This window comes from Pyramidobacter piscolens W5455 (genome assembly GCF_000177335.1).
In the GTDB taxonomy this organism is placed as follows: domain Bacteria; phylum Synergistota; class Synergistia; order Synergistales; family Dethiosulfovibrionaceae; genus Pyramidobacter; species Pyramidobacter piscolens.
This window is the reverse complement of record NZ_ADFP01000053.1, coordinates 1-24675: the sequence shown is the minus strand read 5'-3', so window position 1 is coordinate 24675 and position 24675 is coordinate 1. Positions and strand designations below refer to the sequence as shown.

Sequence of the window (24675 nt, the reverse complement as noted above, 5' to 3'; positions counted from 1 at the left end):
AGATACTCTACCTGCGGCAGCGAGATTTTATTATTCAAGGAGAACTGAATCATGAACTACGGACCGGAACTTATCAGCGCGTTGGCGCCGGAGCTTCGGCGTTGCGTCGGTTGCCAGCTGCAGCGCATCGAAGCGGGAAGCGACTGGTGCGCTTTGACCTTCAAAAACGCCGGCTCGATTTTTTTCACGTGGAATCCGGAAACTTTCGGCATCTGCCGGATCGGCTCCGACGAGCTGCGCGACCTACGCAGCCAGAGCGTGAAGACGCCGTTCGCGATGGGGCTGCAGCGGCATCTCGGCGGCGGCTCGATGACGGACGTGAAATGCGTCCCTGGCGACCGCGTGCTGACGATGGAATTCCAGCGCTTCGTCGGCGGCGGCATCAGCAGGGAACTGACGCTGGTCCTGGAACTCACGGGCCGCATGAGCAACGCGCTCTTCACCGACGAGAACGGCGTCATCCTCGAAGCGGCCAAACACGTGTACCCGGAAGTGAACCGCTATCGTTCCATCGTCCCCGGCGCGCCCTACGCGCCGCCGCCGCCCATTCCGGGAGAGCTGCCCCGTCCCGGCATGAGCGACGCCGAACTGACGGCGTTCCTGAAAGCGCCGCTCGGCATCGGCCGGCCGCTGGCGAACGAACTGACGCGGCTTTGGCAAAACGGCTGCAAAGACATGGTCCGCGCGGCGCTGTTCGGCGAGCCGAAAATCTTTCAGCGCTTCGGCAAATATCTGACCGCCCTCGGCGCGGCGCTGCCGGGCGCCGAAGTTTACGACGGCGCTGGATTGGATTTCTGCCGCGCCTACATCGCCGGCGAGATCGAGCGCCGCGCGCTGAAAACCCTCGCCGCCAAAGCGCTGAAGATCCTCGAGCGCCAGCGCGGCCGGCGCGCCAAGCACGTCGGCGATCTGCTCAGCCAGATCCAAAAGGCCGAAAACTGCGACGTCTATCGGGCCGCCGGCGAAGCGCTCCTGCAAAATCTCGGCAAGGTCAGAGAACATCAGGACTTTGTCACGCTGAAATACTGGGACGCCGACGGAGAAAAAACCGTCGAGGTCAAGCTGAATCCCGCGCTCGACCTTCAGGGCAACGCAAAACTCTATTTCAAGAGATACCAGAAATTCCGCACCGACGTGGCCGTCGTCAGAGAGCGCGTCGCCGCGTTGCAAACGGAATTGAACGATCTCGCCGCGCTGGAAGCTAATTTGAAGCGCGTCGCCAGCGCGGAAAAACTGACGGAACTGTGCGAACAGATAGCCCAGCAATACGACGACGGCCGCAAAAAAGAAAAGGACGCCCGCGCCCGCAAAGCGAAAAAAACGTTGCCGCCCCATCTGCGCTTCGCTTTGGGCGACAGCCTGATCCTGGTGGGCATGAACGAGCGCGGCAACCGGTATGTCACGTTTCAGGAAGCAGCGCCCGACGACCTGTGGTTCCACGTGCACGAGTTCCCCGGCTCGCATGTGATCCTCAAGAATCCCCCCGCCGACGCGGCGGAGCGGGAACGCGCCGTGCGCGCCGCCGCGTCGCTGGCGCTGCGTTACAGCGAATGCGGCGACCGCAGTTCGGTCGTCGATTACGCCGAAAAGAAGCAGGTCCGCCACATCCAGGGCGGCGGCCCCGCCAACGTCACCTACAAGCGCCCCAGCACCGTCCTCGTCGGTCCCAACGACTGGAAAGAAATCATCGAACGCCGCTGACCGCGTTCAAACAAAAGACGTGCCCAAAACGCAAAAGCTCGAAAAAAACGACACGGAAAAAGGCACGGCGATCTTCGGATCGCCGTGCCTTTTTCGCTCTTTTCGAATACGGCCCTATTCCCGCCGCAAACACCCTTACAGGCTCTTCGAGACAAAGCTGTCGAAGCCGCCGCCGAGGTGGCTGACGTCGCCCAGCAGGCCGACCTGCGGCGTGCCGTCGAGAAACTCGACGTAGGAGACGCTGCAGTTGGGGATTTTCAGCCGCCAGTAATGAGCCAGCGGCACGCCGAGGAAATGACAGATCAGCGTTTTGAGCACGGCGTCGTGCGTGGCCAGCAGCGTGTCGCCGCGACAGTTCAGCGCCGTGCGCTCCAGCGCGGCGACGGCGCGCCGCTGCACGTCTTCCAGCGATTCGCCGCCGGGGCCGGGCATCCGCACGCCTTCGGGACGCGAGCGCCACTGTTCCAAAAGCGCGCCGTACCGCGCGGAAACCTCGTCGAACGTCAGCCCTTCCCACGCGCCGTGGTTGATCTCCATCAAGCCGGGATCGGCCACGAAATTCTCGCACCGCGCCGCGGCGAAGATCTTCTCGCCCGTGACGCGGGCGCGCGACAGCGGCGAAACGAACACCGCCTCCAGCGGAAAGCCGCGGAAACGTTCCGCGGCGCGGTCCGCCTGCGCCAATCCCGTCTCGTTCAACGGGATATCCATCTGCCCCTGAAAGCGCCCCTCGCGGTTCCATTTCGTCTCTCCGTGGCGCACCATAAAAATTCTCATTTCGGTTCGTTCCTTTCCATTTTTCGCCAAACGCCGCGCGAACCGCGTTCGTTTTCTTCCCAGACAGGCCGGCGACGTGGAACGTCGTCGGCCTAATTTTTATCCGCTTGCTCTTTTGCGTCGCGTGAAGAAGTAAACCGCCAGGATCACGGCCGCGCCGATCAGGTCGCTGACCGTGCCGGGAATCAGCAGTCCCAGGCCGCCGGCGATCATCAACAGCCGCCAGTAAGATTCGATCGGCGCGTCGATGTAGCCAATCAGGCCGCCGCCGATGCCGAACAGGCCGACAAGCGCCGTGGCGATCATCGGCAGCGCTTCGAGGAACGTGCCGTCGATCATGATCAGCTTCGGGTTGAGCGCAAACATGTACGGCACGAGGAAGGCCGCGATCGCCAGCTTCGAAGCGTTGACGCCCGTTTTGAACGGATTGCCCTTGGCGATGGCCGAACCGGCGTAGGCCGCCAGCGCCACCGGCGGCGTGATGTCGGCGATGATGCCGAAGTAGAAGCAGAACATGTGCGCCGCCAGCAGCGGGATGCCCAGATGGATGAGGATCGGCGCCGCCACCGTCGAAGTGATGATGTAGTTCGACGTGGTCGATACGCCCATGCCCAGCACCAGCGACGTGATCATCGCGCACATCAGCCCGAGGAACACGTTGCCGCCCACAACCTGGAACATGCCGCCGCCGATCCGCTGGCCCAGCCCCGTCAGCGTCACCATGCCGACGATGATGCCCGCCGTCGAGCAGGCCGTCGCCACGGAGACGATGTTGCGCGCCGCCAGCGGCAGCGCTTCGAGGATCTGTTTCGGCGAGACCCATGTGCTCTTTCTCAAAAACGGCACCAGCGCGGCGATCGCGATGCCCCACAGCGCCGAGCGCGTGATCGTGAAACCCGACAGCATGAAGTAGATGATGGCGGCCAGCGGCAGCACGAGATGCCCCTTTTGCAGAAGCAGCGGCCTGGCGGGCGGCAGCTTTTCGCGCGGCAGCCCCTTCAGCCCCTTGCGGCGCGCCTCGAAATCCACCATGATCCAGATGCCCGAAAAGTACAGCAGCGCCGGGATCAGCGCCACCAGCATCAGCTGCGAGTAGGAGATCCCCACCGATTCGGCGATCAGGAACGCCGCCGAGCCCATCACCGGCGGCATGATCTGTCCGCCCGTCGAGGCCGCCGCCTCCACCGCGCCGGCGAACTCCGGCTCGTAGCCCAGCGACTTCATCAGCGGGATCGTGAAGGACCCGGTCGACACGGTGTTCGCCACCGAAGAACCGGAGACCGTGCCCTGCAGCGCCGACGAAAGCACCGCCACCTTGGCCGGGCCGCCCACGGCCCAGCCGGCCAGCGCGTTGGCCAGGTCGATGAAGAATTGTCCGATGCCCGTCTTTTCGAGACAGGAACCGAAAAGGATGAACAGGAAAATGTACGTCGAGCACACGCCGATCGGGTTGCCGATCACGCCCTCCGTGGTGATGAAAAGATGCGTGATGATCCGCGGCAGCTGATAGCCGCGCTGCGCCAGAAAACCCGGCATCTGCACGGCGAAAAGACCGCGCGCGCCCATCAGGCCGTACAGCATGAAGCACGAGGCGATGATCACGATCGGCGGGCCGACCACGCGCCAGCAGGCCAGCAGCACCAGAAAAACGCCCAGCCCCGCCATCACCGTGTCAAGCGTCGTATACTCGCCGGCGCGCAGCTGCAGCGCCTTGAAGTTGCCGATAAAGTAGCCGATCACCGCCAGAAACGCCAGCGCGAAGAGCACGTCCAGAGGATTCACCCTGCGGCGGCTCGACTTTTTCGTCGTCGGATAGATGATAAACGCCAGGCTGATGGCGAACCCCAGGTGCCCGTAGCGCAAAATCTGCTGCGGCAGCCGCCCGCTCAGCGAAGCGTAAAGCTGGAACAGCGCGAAACACGTCAGCACGACCGTGAGAAAGACTTTCATGCCGCCGGAAAAGACGCGATAGCGCGAATCGCGCTCCAATTCGGACAGATCGACGTCCTGCGGGACCTCGTTCAGTTTCTTTCGGCTCAAAAAACTCAAGCGCCGCCTCTCCCTTCAAAAAAAAAGCGGACGGCCCGCAATGAACACAACTCCTGTCGAACCGTCCGGATCACATCATGAAATAAAACGCCGTTTACCTGCCGGGGACCGCGAGCCCCTTCTCCTCGTAGAAACGCGCCGCGCCGGGATGGATGTTGCCGGGGATGCCGCGGAAGGCGCCTTCGAGCGACATGTATTCGCCCTTCTTGTTGAGCGCGCGGATCTCGTCGAGATGATCGTAGATCGCCGCCGTCATCGCGTACACGTCGTCGTCGCCGATCTCGTTCAGGACCACCAGCATCGACATCACCGCCACCGACGTGACCGGATGGCCAAGATTGTACTGATCGTCGGGCGTCGTGAACGGCGCGTAGAACGGGTACTTCTCCTGCAGCAGCTTCAAATGCCCGTCGTCGATGGAGATCACTTCGATCTTGCCCATCAGCGACAGCTCCGTCACGTTGGCGTTGGGATAGCCCGAGCACATGAAGAACGCGTCGATCTGGTCGTCCTGAAGAGCGTTCTTGCCCTCCGACTGGCTCAGGAAACGCTCGTCGATGTCGTCGTAGCTCATGCCGTAGATGCCGAGGATCTGGCGGGCCGCCACTTCATAGCCCGAACCGACCGCGCCCACGCAGATGCGCTTGCCGCGCATGTCGGCCACGCTCTTGATGCCGCTGGATTTGCTCGCCACGATCTGCACCATTTCGGGATAGCAGGCCGTGATCGCCGAGAAATTCGTCACCGCGCCGCTGGCGAACTGCTCCACGCCGTTCAGCGCGTAACTGTTCACATCCGTCTGCACCAGCGCCATCTCGTTTTCGCCCTTTTTGAGAAGGCGCACGTTCTCCACCGAGCCGCCCGTGGAACTGACGGTGATGTTGGCCCCGGTATGAGTGTTGATGACCTGCGCGAGCACGCTGCCGAAGGAATAATAATTCCCCGTGGCGCTGCCCGTTCCCATCAGAAAGCTGCCGGAAATCTTGCCCTCGGCCGCGAACGAAGCCGCGGCCCCCACAGTCAACGCTGCGCCGACGGCCAAAGCGGCCCATGCGCTTCTTCTCATTTTTTCCTCCTTGCGATCGAGAGGCTCCCGCGCGGGAGGCCTCGGAATAACGAGCAGGCTTACTATACTATAATAAAATAAACTTTTCAATCGACGCGGCAGAACGCGCGCATTTCCTACAGCGGGAATATTTTCGGCGCCGATAAAATATTTCAGCCGTCACGCGTCTTCGGGCTGCGACAGCGGCACGCGCAGCGCCGCGATCAGCTCCGGCGGCAGCGGGGCGCGGAACTCGAGCCGTTCGCCGCTGACGGGATGGCGAAAGCCCAGCCGCCACGAATGCAGAAAGACGCGGTCTTTGAGAATATGCTGCGCCGGATCCTTGGGGCCGTAAAGCGTATCGCCGTCGAGCGAGCAGCCCAGCGCGCGCATGTGCACGCGGATCTGGTGAGTGCGCCCCGTATGCAGCCGCACCCTGATCAGATTGCAGCGCGCCCGCGTCCAAAGGACTTTGTAGTCGGTCACGGCGTCGCGCCCGTCCCAAGAGACGCACATTTTCAAACGATTGCGAGGATCGCGGCCGATCGGCGCGTCCACCGTGCCCTCGGGCGCTTTCAGCGCGCCGACGCCAAGCCCCAGATATTCCTTGAGCACCTCGTGCGCCTGGAACGCTTCCGTCAGGCCGCGAAAAGCCGCGTCGCTGCGGGCCACGACCATCAGCCCCGACGTGCCCACGTCGAGACGGTGAACGATTCCCGGCCGCACGGAATCTCCGATGCGGCCGATCTCGGGATAGCGGAACATCAGGCCGTTGACCAGCGTGCCGTCGGGACGTCCGGCGCCGGGATGCACGACCACGCCCGCCGGTTTGTTGACCACGATCACGTCGTCGTCCTCGTAGACCACGTCAAAGGGCATATCCTGCGCCGCGATCTCCGCCGGCGCGGCCTCGGGAATTTCCACGCGGTAAATCTGACCGGGTTGAATTTTGAAGGCCGGGCGAATCTTTTTCACCTGTCCGGAACTGACGGCGCCTCCGTCGATCAGGCTTCGGGCGCGGCTGCGCGACAGCGAAAGCTCGCCGGCGAGAAAAAGGTCGAGGCGCGCGCCGGAATCCTCTTCGGGGACAGCCAGCTCGTAAATTTCGCCGTTCATTTTTTCCATTCGACCGATCACCACTCCGTCATAAAAAAGGAGTGAAGGTTCTTCGCTCCTTTCATTGTACCCCGTCCGCCGAAAATGTTCCACGTGGAACATTTTCGGCGTTTTAATTTATTTCAGACTACTTTTTCTCGATGACGCACGCGCAGCGGCAGCAGAGCCCTTCGGCGTGCGACGTCTCTTCGTACTTCCAGCAGCGCGGGCACTTCGTGCCTTTGGCGGGGAACACTTCGACGCGGATGTCGCCGTCGCTTTCCACCGTCTCGCCGAACTCGAAGCCCGACGTGATGCACACCATCGCCCAGCCCTCGGCGCTCATGGCGTTTTTGTAGAACTCGGGTGCGGCCACGGCGACGCGGGCTTCGAGCGCCTGGCCGATCTTGCCGGCGGCGCGCTCGGCTTCCAGCGCTTTGCTGACGAGACCGCGCAGGAACTGCACCTTTTCCCACTTCTCCACGAGCGCGCCGTCCGTTTCGGCGGCGTCCGCTTCCGGCCAGCCGCCCAGAAAGACGCTCTCGGCCAGCGAAGCGTCGATCGTGCGCAGTTGCTGCCAGATCTCCTCGGCGGTGAAGCTGATCACGGGCGCGAGCATGCGCGCCAGCGCGCAGACGGTCTTCCACATCACCGTCTGGCAGGCGCGCCGGCTCAGGCCGTTCGCCTCGTCGGCGTAGAGGCGGTCCTTGCTGGCGTCGAGATAGAACGAGCTCAGCTCGCCGACGCAGAACTGATGAATGACGGTGATGGGCATGTGGAAATCATATGCCTCAAAACCTTCCGTCACGCGCTCGACGACGCGGTTCAGCAACGACATGGCCCAGCGGTCGAACTCGGGCATCTTGTCGAACGGCACGGAATCCCTGGCCGGATCGAAGCCGTTCAGGTTGCCGAGCATGAAGCGGGCCGTGTTGCGGATGCGGCGGTATTCCTCCGACAGGTTTTTGATGATGCCGTCGGAGATGTGCACGTCGCTGCGATAGTCGGCGGAAGCCACCCACAGGCGCAGGATGTCAGCGCCGTCGCGATTCGTGATCCTCTCGGGGGCGACGCCGTTCTGCAGCGACTTGGACATCTTGCGCCCCTGTTCGTCGACGATGAAGCCATGCGTGAGGACGGCCCGGTACGGCGCCTTTCCGGCCACAGCCACGGAAGTGAGCAGCGAAGTCTGGAACCAGCCGCGGTGCTGATCGGCCCCTTCGAGATAAAGGTCGGTCGGCCAGCTCAGATAAGGACGGCTGGGAACGTCCATGACGGAGAAGTGGCTCGCGCCGGAATCGAACCATACGTCGAGAATGTCTTCGCCCTTCTTCAGATGATGACTGCCGCAGTGAGGGCAGACCGCCAGATCGCCGAGCAGATCTTCGGGCGCGCTCGCCCACCAGACGTCGGAACCGGCCCCGGCGACTTTTTCCGCGACGCGGCGGATACGGGCGGCATCGAGGATCGTCTCGTGGCAGTCCTCGCACTCGAACGCCGGGATCGGCACGCCCCACACGCGCTGGCGGCTGATGCACCAATCGGAGCGCTCCGACACCATGTTGTAAATGCGGTCGTGCCCCCAGCCGGGAATCCATTTCACCTCGTTATCGATCACGTCGAGGGCGCGTTTCTTGAACGCGGCGACGTCGATGAACCACTGCGGCGTGGAGCGGAAAATGACGGGCTTGTGACAGCGCCAGCAGTGCGGATAAGAGTGCGAAATCTTCTTCAGGCCGAGCAAACGGCCGTTGGCTTCGATCACTTCCAGCGCCTTGCGGCCGCCCTTGTCCAGATCCAGGCCGGCGACGACGGGCGTGTCGGGCTTGTAATGTCCCGTGGCGTCGACGGGATTGTAGTTTTCGACGTGATAGCGCTGCCCCGTCTCGAAGTCCTCGACGCCGTAGGCGGGCGCCGTGTGGACGCAGCCGGTGCCGGCGTCGAGCGTGACGTACGGAGCCAACACGAGCGGCGTCTTGCAGGGATACATGGGATGATTGGCGCTGAGCAATTCCAGGTCTTTACCCTTGACGGCCAGCAGGCGTTTCGAGAAATCGAGCCCGGTGTCGCGCGACACCGAATCGGCCATGCCGTCGGCGATCAGGTAAACTTTGTCGCCCACCTCGAAAAAAGAGTAGTCGAAGTTGGCGTTCAGCGTCACGGCGCGGCTGGCAGGCAGCGTCCAGGGCGTCGTCGTCCAGACCACGACGTTCACGTCGCGTCCTTTCAGCGCAGGGAAACGCTCCGCCACGTCGTCGTCCATCTGGTAGGCGACGAACACCGAGGGCGACGAGACGTCGGCGTACTCGATCTCCGCCGCGGCTTCGGCGGTCTGGCAGTCGATGCACCAGTACACGGGCTTGGTGCCGCGGTAGACGAAACCTTTCTCCACGATCGTGGCCAACGTCTCGAGCTCGCGGGCCTCGAACTCGGGCTTGAGCGTCAAATACGGTTCGTCCCAGAGCGAGAAGCAACCCAGGCGCTTCATGCCTTCGCGCTGCACGTCCACCCATTTGAGCGCGTAGTCGTGGCACTCGGAGCGGAGCTCGAGCGCCGGCGTCGTGTCCTTGTTCAAGTGCTCGTCCTTGAGCACTTTCAGTTCGATGGGCAGTCCGTGCGTATCCCAGCCCGGCACGTAAGGCACGTAGTAGCCGCGCATCGACTTGTACTTGACGATGAAATCCTTCAGCGACTTGTTGAGCGCGTGGCCGATGTGGATCGCCCCGTTGGCGTAGGGCGGCCCGTCGTGGAACATGAAGGAACGGCGGTCCTTGTTGCGCTCCAGCATTTTTTTGTAAATCCCGTTCCGTTCCCAGAACTTGACCGTTTCCGGTTCTTTCTTCGCCAAGCCGGCGCGCATGGGAAACTCGGTCACCGGCAGTTGAAGCGTCGATTTGTAGTCAACCGACATGATGCCTCACCTCTTGATTTAAATTGTGCTCCGCGTCACAGGCGGAACTCATGAACCCGTCCGAACACACCGCAAAAACAACAGGGAGGAAAGAGCCGCGCCCCGTCCTCCCTGTATTGCTCCACGACAAATTATAGCGTCGTCAGAGGAAGAGAACACGATGCATCGGCCGCCGCTATAATAATAATGACGCCTTTGTACTGCCGCTCAGCCGCATACATCCTCTCCACCTCCGCAATAAGTAGTGTTGAATGTGATTTTAGCAGTCCCGCTCTGCTTCGTCAATTATTTTCGCGCCGGAATCTCGACTCATCGAACGCTCCCCCAACCATCGCTGATTGAAAAGCGGCCCCGCCTTGAAAGAGAAATGGCGGGGCCGCTCGTTTGCGGTAAGATTCATACTATTTCTCAATTAAAAGGCCGAACACAGAGGCGCGGCGAGGAAGATTCACAAGGCGAGCTGCGCAGCAGTCGAAGGAGTTCCGAGCGACTGAACTTCCCCGCAGCGCCCCGTAAACTGTGTTCATGCGTTTTATCAAGAAATAGTATAAGAATTCGTCGTTCTCGTGAAACCGGGATCACTCCGCGATCATGAACGTCAGACGGGATACCAGGACGGACTCGTCGGCGACGGTCTTGTCGGCATAAGGCACTTTCACTTCCACAGAGGCGTTCCAATAGCCGGCTTTCGAGGGAATGATGTTGATAATGCCTTTCAGGTCGGTACGCCCATAGAACGCCTTGTACTCGTTGGCGGGATCGCCGTCCTTCGTGTCGCCGGCAAAACCCGCGTAAACGGCTTTCACTTCCGCCGTCTTGGCCGGTTTGCCGTCGACGAGTATCAGAACGGGGAAGCGCTGTCCCGGCTTCACCGTCGCCGGATTCACCTGCGGCACCATCTCCAGACGCTGTCCCACCGGCTTGGTGATGACATCCATCCCCTCGGCGCCGTCAAGATTCAGGACGAGCTTGGCGTACATCGCCGCTTCCTCGGCATAAGTCGCATCGGCCTTCGTCAGTTCCTTGTACTTGGCCTTGTCCGCCTGTTTCCATCCTTCCGCTCCTTTGGCCCAGAAAGTGGGCTTGTAGTTGCCGATCACCAAATAGTCGCCTTTTTTCAGGTCGGCCGCCGCCTCGTAGTGGAAGTTGTCGGCGCCGGTCTGGGCCATCTCCGTCGCGCCCTCGGCGGTAATGAGCTTCAAGGGCTCGAAGAGATGCGTACGGTCCGCGGCAATGGGTTCGGGATCGGGATACTCGTGCCCGTAGCCCAAATCGGCCTTGAGAAGGCCGTCCTTATACTCGGCGTTCACCCAGAACTCGTGAGCCTCGGCGGAAACGCCGAAAGAAGCCGCAAAAAACGCCCCTGCAAGCAGTACGGAAAAAATCTTGCGCATGAAAATTCTCCTCCTTAGTGTTGTGTATACATCGAATGTCATGTCGATTCTTTCGAGAGGGACGAAACTCCCTCGATTATTCCTCGTCCGGAGGGCATTTTCTGCCCCCACACCCACATCCGCACCCGCCGCAGCGTCCCTGCCGTGCGGAAACGATCCAGCCGCGAAGCAGGTATCCTCCGGCGGCAAGCGCGATCAGGACAACGATCAGCTCCTGTGCGCCCATGGTCTGAAAACCTCCTCTCTCTGCCGTAGAGTGCCTCAACGAACTACATCTTGGCAGCCTGAACCCAAATCACCGCATCCTGCGAGAGCTCCTTGCCCTTGAATTCCGTATCGGGGCCGACGCCCAGAGCGGCAAATCCCCACCAGCCCTCCTTGGGCATGGCGAAAGCGAACGTGCCGTTGGCGTCGGCCTTGATCGTCAGAGTCACAAAGGCGTCGTGGGGAGCGGAGACCGCGCCCTTCCTTTCGAAGGCGTTCTTCTTCAGGTCGGGGCGATGGTTCATGTACTCCACCTCGACCTCGGCGAAGGGGACCGGCTTCCCTTCGCTCTTCACGACGCCGCGGAACATCCCGCCGGCCCAGATCGCATAGGGCTTGTCCAAGGGCACGATCTCCGCCTTGAGCCCCATGTCGGCATCCCACTCCGTGGGGAGACTGCCGTTGTTTACGATCATTTTGGTGATTTGTTGGATATAGATGTCCTCGCTCTTTTCGAAATAAGGAGCCGGGACCAGACAGAAGACGTAATCGCCCATACCTCTCATCTTGAAAGAAGTCTCAAAGCCCCTGCCCTTGTTCTCCAGGCTCGTCCAGGTGATGGGCTTCAGCGTCTTGAGCAGATCCGTCTTCTTTTGCTTGTTCACGACAAAGAACCCCTGCGGGGTCTCCATGTCCATCGTGTGTCCGGCCTCAAAAGGATGGGTGAACACAAGCTTCAGGGGAATCTCTCCGCCTTTGTCCAGAATCATCTCGGGGGTATAGAGCATCTGGAAGTGCGCCGAAGCGGGGAGAACCGCGGCAAACAGCGCGCATATCGACAACAGGGCCGCTTTTTTCACGTACGATACGCTCCTTTTCTTTTTTGAAATCAGTATCCTGGCCTGATTCAATCAGGCCGCCTTACTTGATGTCGCCGCTCTTGACGGTGAGAGTGTGCCCGGGGCCGCCGTCGAAGGTGACGGAGAAAACGCCCTGCGGCTTGCCGAACGTCAGCTCGCCGCTCTCGTCCAGCTTGCCTTCGAACACGACCTCGCCCTTCTCGTCGGCGACGCGGATGGGGATGTTCGCGGCCGATGAGCCGTCGGAGAAGCCGCCCTCGCACGAGAGCGTGCCGTCGCCGTTGTCCCAGCAGGAGAAAAGCGGGGTATGGGCCAGAACGGCGCCGGCGAGCGCCGCGATGAAGAAGGCCGTTATGACGCCAGTCCACAACTTTCTGTTCATCCTCAAAACCTCCGTTTGAATTTTGTATGTCAGTCCAGCGGCGGGGAATGCCGCAGTCTGCCGCAGTATATGCGCGCCTTTTCGGGACAGGTCAATAGGTCCTCTTGGTTTTGATCAGCCCCAGCAGGATCGTCAGGGTCAGCGGGATCAGGTAGAAGATCCACATCGCCTGAAATCCGGTCAGGCCGAGGGCGGAGCCGCCGGAAAAAACGAGCACGGCGGCGAGCAGCCCGAGGACGAGCGGCACGAAAAACGCGAAGAGCATCCATTTAGTGGAGCCGGTCTGCACGCGAATAGCCATGATCGTGGGCAGGCAGGGCGGACAGAGGACCATAAAGAGCATCAGGGCCATGGCGTGCAGGGGCGTAAGTTTTTCTTCCTGACGCTTCATGCGCTGTTCCAGCGTGTCGGCGTTTTTCGGGCCGTCGTCGCCCGATTCTTTGATATAAAGGGCGCCCAGGGTAGAGACGCTGTTTTCCTTTGCCGCCAGAGTGCTCAGCACGGCGACGTTGACGCGCCAGTTGAAGCCGGCGTACCGCGAGACGGGTTCTAGGGCGCGGCCCGTTTTCCCGAGCAGGCTGTTGTCGATGCGTTCCTTGCGGATGGCCGTCAGCGCGTTCGTTCGGAAAACGATCAGCTTTTTGAGCTCCTTTTCAAGCGCCTTCGCTCCAGGATCCTTCCTGTTCTGGACGATCTCGAAGAAATCGGGATTCCGGAGGCCGTAAGCTTTTTTCTTCTCGGCGGAGGCCCCGGACTTGAGCAGTTCCTTATAACCCTGCTGGTAAAGAATCAGTCTCAGGACGTCGTCTTCGCTTTTGAGGCTCCGTCCGAATTTTTTGTCTTTCGCCGCGTCGAGGAAGGCTTTGACGGCGCGATCTTTCTCCGCCTCGTAATGGGCGCGGCGCTCCGGGGACAGCCCGGGGAAACGCAGCAGGACGAAGAGGACCACGGCGACCGCAGCGACGACGGTGGTGATCTTGCGGACGTACAGCCAGATCCGCTCGACCGCCCGCCCTAAAACGCCGCGAAGCGTGGGGATGTGATAGGGCGGCATCTCCATGATGAACGGCGCCGTTTCCTTGTGCTTCAGCACCGTCATCGAAAGGATCTTGGCGATGGGCAGCACGAAGAGCAGACTGATCGTCTGGATGAAAACGATCACGATGCTCTGCTGGTTGATGTCTCCCAATAGCGGCAGGCGCACCGTCTCGTTGAAGTAGATGCCGATGAGCAGGAAATACAGCGGCAGTTTCGCCTGGCAGTTGAGCATGGGGAGCGTCAGGATTGTCGCCAGCTTCGACTTCTCGTCGGGGATTCCCTTGGTGGCCATGACCGCCGGAACGGCGCAGCCGCCCAGGACCACGCCGCCGAGGATCATCGGCAGCGTTGACTGCCCGTGCAGCCCGAAACGGCTCAGGATGCGGTCCAGGACGAACGCGATGCGCGGCATGTAGCCGCTGTCTTCCAGCACGGCGATGAGCGCGAAGAGGATGAAGAAGATCGGGATATAGTTGAAAAGCGCGTTGAGATTGTCCACGATCCAGAGCACGAACTCCCGCAGCATGGGCAGCTCGATGAGCCCGGGCTGCGGAAGGATTCTTTCCGCAAAGCTGCGGACGCCGGCGAGGACGGGCCACGTGTAATGGGTGAGATTGTAGCCCTGGACGAAGGAAAGATAGTAGAACCCGTAGACGACGAAGAGAAGGAACACGGGGCCGAAAAACTTGTTGCAGACGGCCCGGTCGATGCGCTCGGAAATGGGCGCCTTGGCGGACGCCTTCTTGGTAGCGAAGCGTCTGGCGATGGAAGCGGCTTTGCGGCTGCGCTGGCCGGAGACGTAGACGTCGGCTCCGACGCCCTTTTCCCGTTCGAACTGCGCGCGCCATTCTTCCGCCCGTGCGAGCACGGCTTCGTTCTCTTCGGCTTGGGCGCGCACCAGCGCGGCGACGGCGGGGTCGCCTTCCATCAGCTTGACGGCGATCCACGAGACGGGGAAATCGCCTTTCAGTTTTTTCTCGTGGGCCAGCAAGGATGCAAGATCGTTCAGGGCGTCTTTCAGGTCGGGATAGAGCTCGGAAGCGGCGAGGCTCGTGCGGCCGTTCGACCGCGACATGTCGGCGACGGCCTGCAGCAGTTCTTCGCGCCCGCGTCCCTGCGTGATGGCCGTCGTCACGGCCGGCGCGCCGAGCTCTTCGGAAAGTCCCTGAACGTCGATGGAAACGCCGAGCTTTTCGGCCACGTCCATCATGTTCAGGTCAAGGATAAGAGGAATCTCCATTTCCAGGAGCTGAAGCGTGAGATACAGGCTGCGCTTCAGATTGGCGGCGTCCATCACGTTCACGACGGCGGAAAGCGGCTCGTGGAGGAGCACGTCGCGCGTGACGCGCTCTTCGGGGGAATAGGAGGTCAGGCTGTACGTGCCGGGAAGGTCGATGACTTCCACGTCTTCGCCGTTTCGTTTATACCAGCCCATCATCTTGTCGACGGTGACGCCGGGATAATTGGCCACGAACTGTTTCGCTCCCGTCAGGCTGTTGAAGACGGTCGATTTGCCGCAGTTCGGCTGTCCCGCGAGGGCGATGATCTTCTTTGCCATCAGAGTTTTTTCACTTTCACGAAACGCGCTTCTTCGCGGCGCAGATTGACCAGCGCGCCTTCGGCGTCCACCTCGATCGGGTCGCCGAGGGGCGCGCGGCGGACGACCTTCGCGGCGACGCCGGGATACAGCCCCATGTCCACCAGCCTCTGGGCGAGGATCCCTCTGCCCTCGATCTTCACGATTCGCCCCGATTCTCCCGGAGCCAGTTCCGCCAACGTCGTTTCGTTCATCGTCTGCACCTCTCTCGAAACAGTAAAAGCGTGCGTTCGGAATTTCCGCCGCGCACGCGGTCCATCTTCCCGCCGGCCCCGCGAAAAATTACGAGTCGTTCACGGTCACCATCAGGCGCGCGGCGACGTTTTGGTCCAGCGCCAGGCTGCTCGCGCCTCCCGCCGGCCGGACGATGACGTCGCCGTCCCGTTCCTGCAGAAGGGTGAGGATGCTGCCTTCGCTCAATCCCAGGCTTTCGAGGCGCTTGGACATTCTTGCGTCGCCGCCGGGATTGACGATTTTCAGATCGACGTTCAGCGGCGCCAAAGAGAGAGGGAACATGGGAAACCTCCTGAAACTGCGCGGCATTCGTTTTTCGGAGAGACCTTCCCGTCTCGGATCCTGCACTGGGTCTCCGCATGCGCACATTCGTATTCTTACTGAATTCTTAATGGAACTTATCGACGGCGGATCTCTTGTTCTTTGTCTTTTTCCTGCTTTCTCACGATGCAATGCTTCAGAGCCGATGCATTTTTCTGTTCAAAACAGGCGCATCAGCGTCACAGAAGCGCGATCCCGTTCCGTGCAGCGAGCCCACGCTCGATGAGTCTTTTTCGTTCCGCGGCAGTCGCTCGCTTGACCGTATCGATGGCAATCAACTGAATTCGGAACAAAGCATCCACCGCTTTCCGGAATCATCAGGAATCCGACTTGAGTTAGTTATACATAACTTACCAAGATTCTAACAACTGATTTCTTTCCTGTCAATAAGAACGGGATTTCTCGTCGTGTTCAATGACAAATCCGCCGCCCCGCCTTCCAAAAATCTTGTACTCCTTCTTGATTGAAACGCTGGGCAGGGAGAGCGCCTCGAGGGAGATCCGCACCACGAACTGCGCCGCAGGCGAGATCGTCCTGAGCGCCAGAGCGCCCTCGGGGGGCCAGCGGGCCATGTTAAGTTTTTTTATCAAGAGTTTAGAATCAACCGGTGCGAATACAAAGGGGCTCGCGAAATCCATCCGGAATTTTCGCAAGCCCCTTACTTCATAAATTCTATTTCATCACGAAAAATCAGCCCTTGCGAGGCACATGGCGCGTGACGGCGACGCGGCAAGGGACTCCGGCCGGATGATCGGCCACGATGTCGCCCGCCCGGACCGGCGCATGGAGCACGATTCCTTTCAGGCTTTCGCGCACGGCCATGATGTCCTTCAACGGGACGGCATCAAGCGTGCGCACGCTCGCCACGGGCAGCGTGCCGCCCTCCACCAGCACGTTCGTGGCAATGGTACGGCGCGGGTCCTCCACTTCCTGCTTCGCCCATCTGGCGCCGCGCGGACACAGATTGCCCGTCACCGAAACAAGCTTCGCTTTTTCGCCGCCGCTCGTCTCGACTTGCAGAGGACAGCCATTGGGACAGACGATACAAGTATATTCGCGGCGTTCGCTCACTGCACCGACACCTCCAAACTGCAGCAGCCCTTCAGATCAGCGGCCCTGACTCCGAGATGTTCCATCACGGCCGGATGAAGGCGCACCCGTTTTTCGCGCAGGATCTCACGGCCATCGGCGCTCACGACGAGACAGCGGTCACGATCGGGAGAAACGAGACGGAACGCAATGGACACGTCTTTTTCGCCGCTGATCCGCGAAGGCGTAGTGTAACGCACGCCGGCGCCGGGACGAACGACGATGCTCTCTCTGCAAGGAGATCGTCCGAGAGCATAAGCCGCCGCGCGGGCCCCCGCTTCGGCCGCCTCCAGAGAGACCCAATCCACCAGATCGTGCACGTGCAGCACGTTGCCGCACGAGAAAATGCCGGGGACGCTGGTCATAAAGTCGTCATCCACCGCCGCACCGCCGGTCGCAGGATTCATTTCGATGCCGGCCATGCGCGTCAGTTCGTTTTCGGGGATCAGCCCGACGGACAGCAACAGAGTATCGCACTCGAAAATTCGCTCCGTACCGGGGATGGGGCGGCGTTTTTCGTCCACCCGCGACACCTGCACGGCTTCGAGGCGGTCGTCGCCGACGATATCGGTCACGGTCGTGCTCAGATAAAGGGGAATGCCGTAATCGTTCAGACATTGCTGGATGTTGCGCGGCAGGCCGCTTGAGTAGGGCAGCAGTTCGAAAACCGCCTCGACGCCGGCTCCCTCCAAGGTCATGCGGCGTGCCATGATCAGGCCGATGTCGCCGGAGCCGAGGATGCAGATCTTTTTGCCGGGCATCAGGTTTTCGAGATTGACAAGATTCTGCGCGGCCCCGGCCGTGTAAATGCCCGCCGGACGCGTGCCGGGGATCGACAGAGCGCCGCGCGGGCGCTCGCGGCACCCCATGGCCAGCACGACGGCGTCCGCTCTGAGTCGGACCATCTCGCCGCGACGGCTGACGAGCAGCTCGCGCTCCTTCGAAAGTTCCAATACCATCGACTCGGTCATGGCCTCGAGCCCCAATTCGCCGAAGCGGTCGATGTCGCGCTGGGCGTACTCGGGACCGGTCATGGCCTCGCCGAAACGATGCAGGCCGAAACCGTCATGGATACACTGATTGAGAATACCGCCCAAGAGCCGGTCGCGCTCGACCAGTACCACGTCGCGGCAACCGGCCTCGCAGGCCGAGATGGCCGCCGCCAGGCCGGCGGGACCGCCGCCGATCACGGCGACGCCGCAGTGTCTTTCCCCGATCACCGGTCTTCACCCCCGCCGAGCGCACAGCCTGAAAACATGGCGGACGCAGCGCTGTGATCCACAAAGTCCTCCCACTCCCAATCGAACTCCTCGCGCAGCAGGCGGACGATACGGGGAAAACAGAAGCCGCCCTGGCATCGCCCCATGGAGACGCGGGAACGGTACTTGAGGCTGACGAAGGCTCGCGCGCCCAGCGGATTGTCGAGCGCGTCCAGCACTTCGCGTTTGCTGACGCCCTCGCAGCGACAGATCATTTCGCCGTAATCCGGATCCGCAGCGATCATGTCGGCGCGTTCCTCGGGACTGCGCTCGCTGAACGACAGAGCGTTGCCAGGACGTGCGCCGTTGAAATCCGGGGTGCGCCGCAGTTCCAGATGATTTCCCACAAAACCGAGCACCATCTCCGCGATCGCAGGAGAACTGGTCAGCCCCGGGCTCTCGATGCCGAGCACGTTGATGAAGCCTTTCACGTCAGGGCGGTCCTCGATCACGAAATCGGCGTTGCCGCCGACTTCCGGCGGCGTCCGCTTGGCGCGCAGGCCGGCGAACGTACGGATATAATCGGACACGTGGATGTCGGGCAACAGCTTGAGCCCTTCGTCACGCAGCGACGCCATGACCGGCGCTTCGTTTCCGGTCCAGCGAAGCGAATCCTGATAATCGGCGCTCGGCCCGATAAGGATATTGCCGTCCACCGTCGGCGTCAGGTGAATGCCTAGGCCGGGGTTTTTCGGATTCGGCGTGGGGTAGATCAGCGTGCGCAACGAACCGCCGAGGCGCTTGTCGAGCACATAGTACTCGCCGCGGCAGGGATAAATGCGATAATCCCCGATGCCCACCATCTCGCAGATTTTCGCCGCAAAAAGTCCCGCCGCATTCACCAGCACTCGGCAGGTGAGCATGTCGCCGCGATCGTTTCTCACTTCAAAGCCGCGCCCCTGCGGCAGCACGTTCACGTTCGCCACCGGCCAATCGAGACGGATGTCGACGCCGTTGGCCTTGGCGTTTTCGGCGAGGGCGATCGTCAGGCCGTAAGGCGAGATGATCGCGCTGGTCGGCGACCACAGCGCCGCGATCCCCTGTACGTCGGGCTGGATCTGACGCATGCGCGCCGGACCGATGATCTCCAGGCCCGGCACGCCGTTGGCCTGCCCCTGAGCGTGAAGACGTTCGATGCCGGGCAGATCGTCTCTGTCAAGGGCGACTGTCAGCTTGCCGATGCGCCGGATTTTCACCTTCAAGTCGCGGCACAGATCGTCCATCATGGCGTTGCCGCGCACGGCCAGTTCAGCGCGGAGCGTGCCCGGCTTGTAGTTGATGCCCGAGTGGAGCACGCCGCTATTGCGGCAGCTTGTGCCTAGCGACACGTCAAGCTCGCGTTCGACGAGACAGGCGCCGATGCGATACTGCGCCAGCCCCCGTGCCACGGCGCACCCCACCACGCCGCCTCCGACGACGACCACGTCATAGTCTGTCTTCAATTGCCATCCCCCCAAAGATTGTCGCGCTGTTTCTTCATCAAAAATTCGAACACAAGGGCGCCGCACCGAACAAAAGCTGACGGCTTATTGCAGCGCGGAACGACGTTTTTTCGGCGTCCTGTCCCAGAATCTCATAGGCTGCAAAAAGCCGATCCCGTCGCCGCGGACGGAATCGGCCCATACTTTCAGCGTTAGAATGGCGCGGTCCCCGCCAGATCGAGCACGGCGCTGACGCAGCGGCGCATTTCCACGGAGTCGGAGCCGCCGAAGCGGACGCGGCGGCCGTCGAGGCGCTCGACGAACGGCAGCGTTGCGGCGACATCGCATTGAGCGGTCTTGAGAAAAGCGATCTCGGCGATCCAGGACGGAGCGAAGTCCAGCACGGGCGCTTTTTTGCCGCGCACCAGCTGCGCCGCCTTGATGGCCGCGTCGTAAATGATCTTGTAAGTCTCTTCCGGTCCCAGGCAGGTCGCGGCCAGGCGGCCGCGAGCCTTTTTCACCGCGGCGGTGACGGCTGTGTCGCCCCACAGGGCGCGGGCTTCGCGGCAGGCGGCGTCGTCGCCGGTCACCAACGCCACGGGGATTTTTTTGCCGGAAGCGGCCGCGGCGTTGATCCCGATCTCGCCCACTTCAAGGCCGTTCAGTTTCACGCTGTAAACCACGTTCGGATCGATGGTGTGATCCAGCACCGCGCACCGCGTGCCGGCCATGGCGTGGTAACAGAGGAAGAAGATGCCGTCGCACTCGTCGAAGCCTTCCATCATGCCCAGCGTTTTGGGCGAGCCGCTGGTCAGCCGCGCCCCCTTCGGCCACTCGCCGATGTCCAGATTGGTCATGTGACTGTGAGCGTCGTTGACGATCACCTCGTCGGCGCCGCCGTCCAGCGCGCCGCGCACCGCCGCGAGCACGTCGCGCTGCTGCATCCTGCAGCCGAAAGCGTATTCCGGACGGCGGCTGTCGCACTGCGCGATGGACGTGACGCCCGTGGCGCCTTCCATGTCGGCGCTGATAAAAATTCTCATCGGGCGGCTACTCCTTTTCCGCCGATTTCGCGGCGGGAGGCTCCGCAGCCCTCACGGGGCGGCCGACCATCAGTTCGGGGCGGACGGTCGCGTCGAATTCCTTGGCCGACAGGTACCCAAGCGCCAGCGCCGCTTCGCGCAGCGTCGTGCCTTCGCGGTCGGCTTTTTTGGCGATCTCGGCGGCCTTGTCGTAGCCGATCTTCGGCGCCAGCGCCGTGACCAGCATCAGGCTGCGGCTCAGGTTCTCGGCGATGCGCGCCTCGTCGGCCTCCAGTCCGGCCAGGCAATGGTCGGTGAAGGAGTTCATCGCGTCGCCGAGCAGGCGGCAGCTTTGCAAAAAGTTGTAAGCGATCACGGGCAGAAACACGTTCAGCTCGAAGTTGCCCTGCGACGCCGCGAAGCCCACGGCCGCGTCGTTGCCCATCACCTGCACGGCCACCATGGTCACGGCCTCGCACTGGGTGGGATTGACCTTGCCGGGCATGATCGAACTTCCCGGCTCGTTCGCGGGGATCTTCAGCTCGCCGAGGCCGCAGCGCGGGCCGGAAGCGAGCCAGCGCACGTCGTTGGCGATCTTCATCAGATCGGCGGCCAGCGCCTTGAGCGCGCCGTGCAGCGCCACGATCTCGTCGCGGCTGGTGAGCGAGTGGAACTTGTTGGGCGCGGTGCGGAAATCCACGCCGGTGATGTCGCCGATCTCCTGCGCCGCGAATCTGCCGAACTGTTCGGGCGCGTTCAGGCCGGTGCCCACGGCCGTACCGCCGAGGGCCAGATCCTTCATGAACTCGACGGCGGTCATGATCATGGCCTGGCAGCGTTCGAGCATGCGCGCCCAGCCGCCGATCTCCTGTCCCAGCGTCAGCGGCGTGGCGTCCTGCAGGTGCGTGCGGCCGATCTTGACCAGATCCATGTATCGTTCCGACTTGGCCCGCAAACACTCGCGCATCTTTTCCAGCGCGGGAAGCACTCCCTTTTCCACGGTCAGCACGGCGGCGACGTGCAGCGCCGTGGGAAACGTGTCGTTGCTGCTCTGGCTGCGGTTGACGTGGTCGTTGGGATGGATCTTCCGCCCCAAATGCTCGGAAGCAAGATGGGCGATCACTTCGTTGACGTTCATGTTGCTCTGGGTGCCGCTGCCCGTCTGCCAGACCTTGAGCGGGAATTCGTCCCAGCGGCCGCCGGCCAGCAGCTCGTCGGCGGCGTGCATGATCGCCGCGGCGGTTTCGGCGTCGAGCGCGCCAAGGCGGCCGTTGGCCGCGGCGGCGGCTTTCTTGAGGATCAGGAAGGCTTCGATGATCCCGCGCGGCATCGTCTCCGTGCCGATGCGGAAGTTCTCGTAGCTGCGCTGCGTCTGCGCGCCCCAGTGACGCTCGGCGGGGACGGCGATCTCGCCCATGCTGTCTCTTTCGATGCGGGAATCCATGGATAACTTGCTCCTTTCTTTCCGTTGACGAAAAGATTCTCTGGGCAAAGTGTACCACGAAACGGGCGCGGCGGCGCGGAACGATTTTTTTGTTTTCCGCTCAAATCATCCGCCACGAATGGCGTTCTTTGCGCTAAAATAAGAAATTATGCCGCAGGCTTTTATTTGCAAAGGAGGAATGCGTCGATGGCAGCACATGCAGAAAAAGAGAAACTGCCGCTCCCGCCGCTGTGGGAACTGACCCGGCACGAGGCAGCCATTGTCGCGACGCGGTGGAACGCCGATCCGATCATTCACGTGCCCGAAGGCTACAACCTCGAATCGGACGCGTCGGCCTTTTTCAAAGCGGCCGACTGCCCCAACTCGCCTTATTTTCCCGCGCTGGACTTTTATCACATGTACAGCCAAGGCTCGCGCACGATCCTGCCCTGTTTCCGCACCTACCAGCAGACGCGCGATTACAGCTGCGCCTCGGCCGTGGCGCTGATGGTCATGTACCACTTCGGCTATCACGACTGGCGGGAGCTGGAGATCGCCGACAAGATGGCGGCCTTTCACGGCCTGCCGACGGAGTCGCGCCGCCCGATCCCGGTCAAGGATCTGGTCCATTTCTTCGAGGCGATCGGCTGGGACGTGGCATCGAATCTGCCTTTCGCCGCCAAAGCGCCGCAGGACGCCGCGCCCTACAATCCGTGGCGTTGCGCCGAGGCCAAAAGCTTCCCGACGCTGGACAGCTTCGCGCGTTTTTGCCGCCGAACGTTGCGCGACGGCGCTCCGATCATGGTCGAGAACATCGACTGGGGCGCGCACTGGCGGGTGATCATCGGCTACGACGACATGGGCACGGGCAACCCCGCCCACGGCGTGCTGATCCTCGCCGATCCGCACGACACCGCCGACCACTGCCAGGACGGCTACGTCGTGGAACACATCGACAAGTTTTACAGCACCTGGTACGACATTTTCGTCATGGAACGGGACGAATGCACCCAGCCCTGGGTCGTCGCCCGTCCGCCCCGAAAGGAAGGAGACTTGTGGCCATGCACCGTGAAAAAGAACCGCTGATCCGTTTCGGCGTCGCCGTTCCGGAGAACCTTCTGCAGAGTTTTGACAAGCGCCTCGAGAACGCCGGCCTGCCCAACCGCTCGGAGGCGCTGCGCCAGCTGATCCGCGAGTATGTCAGCCGCGACACCTGGCAGAAAGGATCGGGGCAAGTCTACGGCACGATCACGCTCACCTACAATCATCACAGCAACGACGTGACGGCGCGCCTTACCGGCCTTCAGCACGATTTCGGCGACATCATCGTGTGCACCACCCACGTCCACGCCGATCATGATCATTGTCTCGAGACTGTCATCGTCCGCGGCGACGTGGAAAGCGTGAAGGAATTCATCGCCTCGCTGCGCGCGCTCAAGGCCGTCAGCTCGGTCAATCCGGTGATCGCCGTCCTGGTCTGAGATGCCCGACGCTTCCAGTCTGATGGGCAGCGCGCCCATTCCCCGCCTGATCCTCCGCTTCGCCCTGCCGGCCACGCTCGGGGTGCTGGCCAACGCGCTTTACAATATCGTCGACCGCGTCTTCATCGGCCATTACGTCGGCGCCGAGGGGCTGGCCGCCATTTCCGTCGTCTTCCCCATCATTCTGCTGGTCGTCGCCTTCAGCGCCCTGATCGGCGTCGGCACGGCTTCGCAGATCTCGCGCGATCTCGGCGCGCAGGATCAGGAACGGGCCGAGATCGCGCTCGGCAACGGCGTCACGGCCTCCGTCTTTTTCCTAGCCCTGACGGCGCCGCTGCTGCTGTCCAACATCCCGGCGATCGTCAGGCTGTGCGGCGCCACGGAGCGTATCGCGCCGCTGACGGAGACCTACCTGAAAATCACCGGGCCGGCCATTCCCGTTCAGTTTCTCAGCATGGTTCTGATCGCCGCCATGCGGGCCGAAGGCCATCCGCGCCATGCCATGTGGGCGATGGTGCTCGGCTCGTTGTTCAACGTCGCCCTGGACTGGTGGTTCATCGCCGGGCTCGGCATGGGCGTGGCCGGCGCCGCCTGGGGGACCGCCGGAGCGCAGATTTTCGCCTTTCTCTGGCTGCTGACTTTTTACGCGCGGCGCCGCGGCGCGCTGCGGCTCTCTCCCGATCGGTTCAGGCCGCGTTGGCGGGTGCTGGCCGAAACCTGCGCGGTGGGGGTGTCGCCCTTTCTGATCAACATCTTCTTTTCGGTCATGCTGGTGGCGTTCAATCTGCTGCTGGGGCAATACGGCGGCGAGATGGCCATCTCCGCCATGGGCATCTTCTTCGGCCTCGACAGTCTGCTTTTCATGCCCGTCACCGGCATCGGCGAAGGCGCCATGCCCATCATCGGCTACAACTACGGCGCGCGCCGCTGGGACCGCCTGCGCGAAACGGTGAAGATCGCGCTGCGGCTCTCGATCGGCTACTACATTTTATCCGAAGCAACGGCGATGCTCTGGGCCGAGAAACTGGTCTCCTTCTTCACCGACGATGATCCCGCGCTGATCGTCCTCGCGGCGCGCTGCATACGCATCGGCTATGCCGCCCTTCCCTTCAGCGCCGCCGTGATCATCGTCGGCTATACGCTCGAGGCGCTCGGACGGGCGCGGACGTCTTTTTGCTTCAATCTGATCCGCCAGCTCGTCGGCATCGCCCTGATCGTCATCCTGCCGAGATTTCTCGGCGTCGACGGCGTTTGGATCATCTTTCCCGCCATCGACCTTGTCGGCGGCCTCGCCGCCATGCTGCTGCTGCGCCGCGAGGTGCGGAACCTGCGCCGAACGGAAAATTCCGAGGCCAGGATAAAGGCTTCCGCC

The 24675-nt window shown here is 62.0% G+C and carries 22 protein-coding genes; 4 read left to right on the top strand and 18 right to left on the bottom strand.

The window, feature by feature from the left end; genetic code table 11:
• Window positions 1-51 precede the first annotated feature (51 nt).
• Window positions 52-1701 (top strand): NFACT family protein, encoded by a 1650-nt coding sequence (locus tag HMPREF7215_RS04905; RefSeq protein ID WP_009164575.1) that lies wholly within the window; start codon window positions 52-54, stop codon window positions 1699-1701.
• A 135-nt stretch (window positions 1702-1836) separates the two neighbouring features.
• On the opposite strand, the gene HMPREF7215_RS04900 is transcribed toward HMPREF7215_RS04905, so the two are convergent.
• The 18 genes from HMPREF7215_RS04900 to fumC form a co-directional block, all read right to left on the bottom strand.
• Window positions 1837-2478: a histidine phosphatase family protein gene (locus tag HMPREF7215_RS04900; RefSeq protein ID WP_040550524.1), complete on the bottom strand. Its 642-nt coding sequence runs from the start codon at window positions 2476-2478 to the stop codon at window positions 1837-1839.
• A 99-nt stretch (window positions 2479-2577) separates the two neighbouring features.
• Window positions 2578-4518, bottom strand: a complete 1941-nt coding sequence (locus HMPREF7215_RS04895; protein WP_198004561.1) for a TRAP transporter permease — start codon at window positions 4516-4518, stop codon at window positions 2578-2580.
• A gap of 103 nt (window positions 4519-4621) precedes the next feature.
• Window positions 4622-5593 (bottom strand): TAXI family TRAP transporter solute-binding subunit, encoded by a 972-nt coding sequence (locus tag HMPREF7215_RS04890; protein WP_009164571.1) that lies wholly within the window; start codon window positions 5591-5593, stop codon window positions 4622-4624.
• Window positions 5594-5752: 159 nt separating this feature from the next.
• Window positions 5753-6697 (bottom strand): RluA family pseudouridine synthase, encoded by a 945-nt coding sequence (locus tag HMPREF7215_RS04885; protein WP_232205524.1) that lies wholly within the window; start codon window positions 6695-6697, stop codon window positions 5753-5755.
• 118 nt (window positions 6698-6815) lie between these two features.
• Window positions 6816-9578: an isoleucine--tRNA ligase gene (gene ileS, locus HMPREF7215_RS04880; protein ID WP_009164569.1), complete on the bottom strand. Its 2763-nt coding sequence runs from the start codon at window positions 9576-9578 to the stop codon at window positions 6816-6818.
• 578 nt (window positions 9579-10156) lie between these two features.
• Window positions 10157-10972 (bottom strand): DUF4198 domain-containing protein, encoded by an 816-nt coding sequence (locus HMPREF7215_RS04875; RefSeq protein ID WP_009164568.1) that lies wholly within the window; start codon window positions 10970-10972, stop codon window positions 10157-10159.
• Between the two features lie 76 nt (window positions 10973-11048).
• On the bottom strand, window positions 11049-11198 hold the full coding sequence (locus HMPREF7215_RS12765; protein WP_009164567.1) for a FeoB-associated Cys-rich membrane protein: 150 nt from the start codon (window positions 11196-11198) through the stop codon (window positions 11049-11051).
• 43 nt (window positions 11199-11241) lie between these two features.
• Complete coding sequence (locus tag HMPREF7215_RS04870) at window positions 11242-12036, bottom strand: DUF4198 domain-containing protein (RefSeq protein WP_040550522.1); 795 nt, start codon at window positions 12034-12036, stop codon at window positions 11242-11244.
• A gap of 61 nt (window positions 12037-12097) precedes the next feature.
• A complete protein-coding gene (locus tag HMPREF7215_RS04865; protein WP_009164565.1) occupies window positions 12098-12418 on the bottom strand; it encodes a hypothetical protein in 321 nt (106 codons plus the stop codon).
• A gap of 91 nt (window positions 12419-12509) precedes the next feature.
• Complete coding sequence (gene feoB, locus HMPREF7215_RS04860; RefSeq protein WP_009164564.1) at window positions 12510-15014, bottom strand: ferrous iron transport protein B; 2505 nt, start codon at window positions 15012-15014, stop codon at window positions 12510-12512.
• Window positions 15014-15247, bottom strand: coding sequence for a FeoA family protein (locus tag HMPREF7215_RS04855; RefSeq protein ID WP_009164563.1), 234 nt, complete (start codon window positions 15245-15247; stop codon window positions 15014-15016). Before HMPREF7215_RS04855 ends, feoB begins: the two co-directional genes overlap by 1 nt.
• A gap of 88 nt (window positions 15248-15335) precedes the next feature.
• Complete coding sequence (locus HMPREF7215_RS04850; RefSeq protein ID WP_009164562.1) at window positions 15336-15569, bottom strand: FeoA family protein; 234 nt, start codon at window positions 15567-15569, stop codon at window positions 15336-15338.
• A gap of 422 nt (window positions 15570-15991) precedes the next feature.
• Entirely contained in the window at window positions 15992-16246 is a 255-nt protein-coding gene (locus HMPREF7215_RS04845; RefSeq protein WP_040550521.1) for a hypothetical protein, read from the bottom strand.
• Between the two features lie 52 nt (window positions 16247-16298).
• Window positions 16299-16679: a DUF1667 domain-containing protein gene (locus HMPREF7215_RS04840; RefSeq protein ID WP_009164560.1), complete on the bottom strand. Its 381-nt coding sequence runs from the start codon at window positions 16677-16679 to the stop codon at window positions 16299-16301.
• Window positions 16676-17917, bottom strand: a complete 1242-nt coding sequence (locus HMPREF7215_RS04835) for an NAD(P)/FAD-dependent oxidoreductase (protein ID WP_009164559.1) — start codon at window positions 17915-17917, stop codon at window positions 16676-16678. Before HMPREF7215_RS04835 ends, HMPREF7215_RS04840 begins: the two co-directional genes overlap by 4 nt.
• A complete protein-coding gene (locus HMPREF7215_RS04830; RefSeq protein WP_009164558.1) occupies window positions 17914-19398 on the bottom strand; it encodes an NAD(P)/FAD-dependent oxidoreductase in 1485 nt (494 codons plus the stop codon). The genes HMPREF7215_RS04835 and HMPREF7215_RS04830 overlap by 4 nt, the downstream gene beginning before the upstream one ends.
• A 191-nt stretch (window positions 19399-19589) precedes the next feature.
• Window positions 19590-20420 carry a M55 family metallopeptidase gene (locus HMPREF7215_RS04825; protein WP_009164556.1) on the bottom strand — a complete coding sequence of 277 codons (831 nt, stop codon included), beginning with the start codon at window positions 20418-20420 and terminating at the stop codon, window positions 19590-19592.
• A 7-nt stretch (window positions 20421-20427) separates the two neighbouring features.
• Window positions 20428-21843: a class II fumarate hydratase gene (fumC, locus tag HMPREF7215_RS04820; RefSeq protein WP_009164555.1), complete on the bottom strand. Its 1416-nt coding sequence runs from the start codon at window positions 21841-21843 to the stop codon at window positions 20428-20430.
• 186 nt (window positions 21844-22029) lie between these two features.
• Here fumC and HMPREF7215_RS04815 point away from each other — a divergent pair, with 186 nt between their 5' ends.
• The 3 genes from HMPREF7215_RS04815 to HMPREF7215_RS04805 all read left to right on the top strand — a co-directional run.
• Window positions 22030-22908, top strand: a complete 879-nt coding sequence (locus HMPREF7215_RS04815; RefSeq protein ID WP_009164554.1) for a papain-like cysteine protease family protein — start codon at window positions 22030-22032, stop codon at window positions 22906-22908.
• Window positions 22884-23303, top strand: coding sequence for a nickel-responsive transcriptional regulator NikR (gene nikR / locus HMPREF7215_RS04810; protein ID WP_009164553.1), 420 nt, complete (start codon window positions 22884-22886; stop codon window positions 23301-23303). The genes HMPREF7215_RS04815 and nikR overlap by 25 nt, the downstream gene beginning before the upstream one ends.
• Before the next feature lies 1 nt (window position 23304).
• The coding region (locus tag HMPREF7215_RS04805) for an MATE family efflux transporter (RefSeq protein ID WP_009164552.1) at window positions 23305-24675 on the top strand (1371 nt) is incomplete at its 3' end.

Coding starts and splice junctions, on each gene's coding strand:
- HMPREF7215_RS04905 (WP_009164575.1), top strand. CDS start 52: ATGAACTACGGACCGGAACTTATCAGCGCGTTGGCGCCGGAGCTTCGG.
- HMPREF7215_RS04900 (WP_040550524.1), bottom strand. CDS start 2,478: ATGAGAATTTTTATGGTGCGCCACGGAGAGACGAAATGGAACCGCGAG.
- HMPREF7215_RS04890 (WP_009164571.1), bottom strand. CDS start 5,593: ATGAGAAGAAGCGCATGGGCCGCTTTGGCCGTCGGCGCAGCGTTGACT.
- HMPREF7215_RS04885 (WP_232205524.1), bottom strand. CDS start 6,697: ATGGAAAAAATGAACGGCGAAATTTACGAGCTGGCTGTCCCCGAAGAG.
- ileS (WP_009164569.1), bottom strand. CDS start 9,578: ATGTCGGTTGACTACAAATCGACGCTTCAACTGCCGGTGACCGAGTTT.
- HMPREF7215_RS04875 (WP_009164568.1), bottom strand. CDS start 10,972: ATGCGCAAGATTTTTTCCGTACTGCTTGCAGGGGCGTTTTTTGCGGCT.
- HMPREF7215_RS12765 (WP_009164567.1), bottom strand. CDS start 11,198: ATGGGCGCACAGGAGCTGATCGTTGTCCTGATCGCGCTTGCCGCCGGA.
- HMPREF7215_RS04865 (WP_009164565.1), bottom strand. CDS start 12,418: ATGAACAGAAAGTTGTGGACTGGCGTCATAACGGCCTTCTTCATCGCG.
- feoB (WP_009164564.1), bottom strand. CDS start 15,014: ATGGCAAAGAAGATCATCGCCCTCGCGGGACAGCCGAACTGCGGCAAA.
- HMPREF7215_RS04855 (WP_009164563.1), bottom strand. CDS start 15,247: ATGAACGAAACGACGTTGGCGGAACTGGCTCCGGGAGAATCGGGGCGA.
- HMPREF7215_RS04850 (WP_009164562.1), bottom strand. CDS start 15,569: ATGTTCCCTCTCTCTTTGGCGCCGCTGAACGTCGATCTGAAAATCGTC.
- HMPREF7215_RS04845 (WP_040550521.1), bottom strand. CDS start 16,246: ATGGATTTCGCGAGCCCCTTTGTATTCGCACCGGTTGATTCTAAACTC.
- HMPREF7215_RS04825 (WP_009164556.1), bottom strand. CDS start 20,420: ATGAGAATTTTTATCAGCGCCGACATGGAAGGCGCCACGGGCGTCACG.
- fumC (WP_009164555.1), bottom strand. CDS start 21,843: ATGGATTCCCGCATCGAAAGAGACAGCATGGGCGAGATCGCCGTCCCC.
- HMPREF7215_RS04815 (WP_009164554.1), top strand. CDS start 22,030: ATGGCAGCACATGCAGAAAAAGAGAAACTGCCGCTCCCGCCGCTGTGG.
- nikR (WP_009164553.1), top strand. CDS start 22,884: ATGCACCGTGAAAAAGAACCGCTGATCCGTTTCGGCGTCGCCGTTCCG.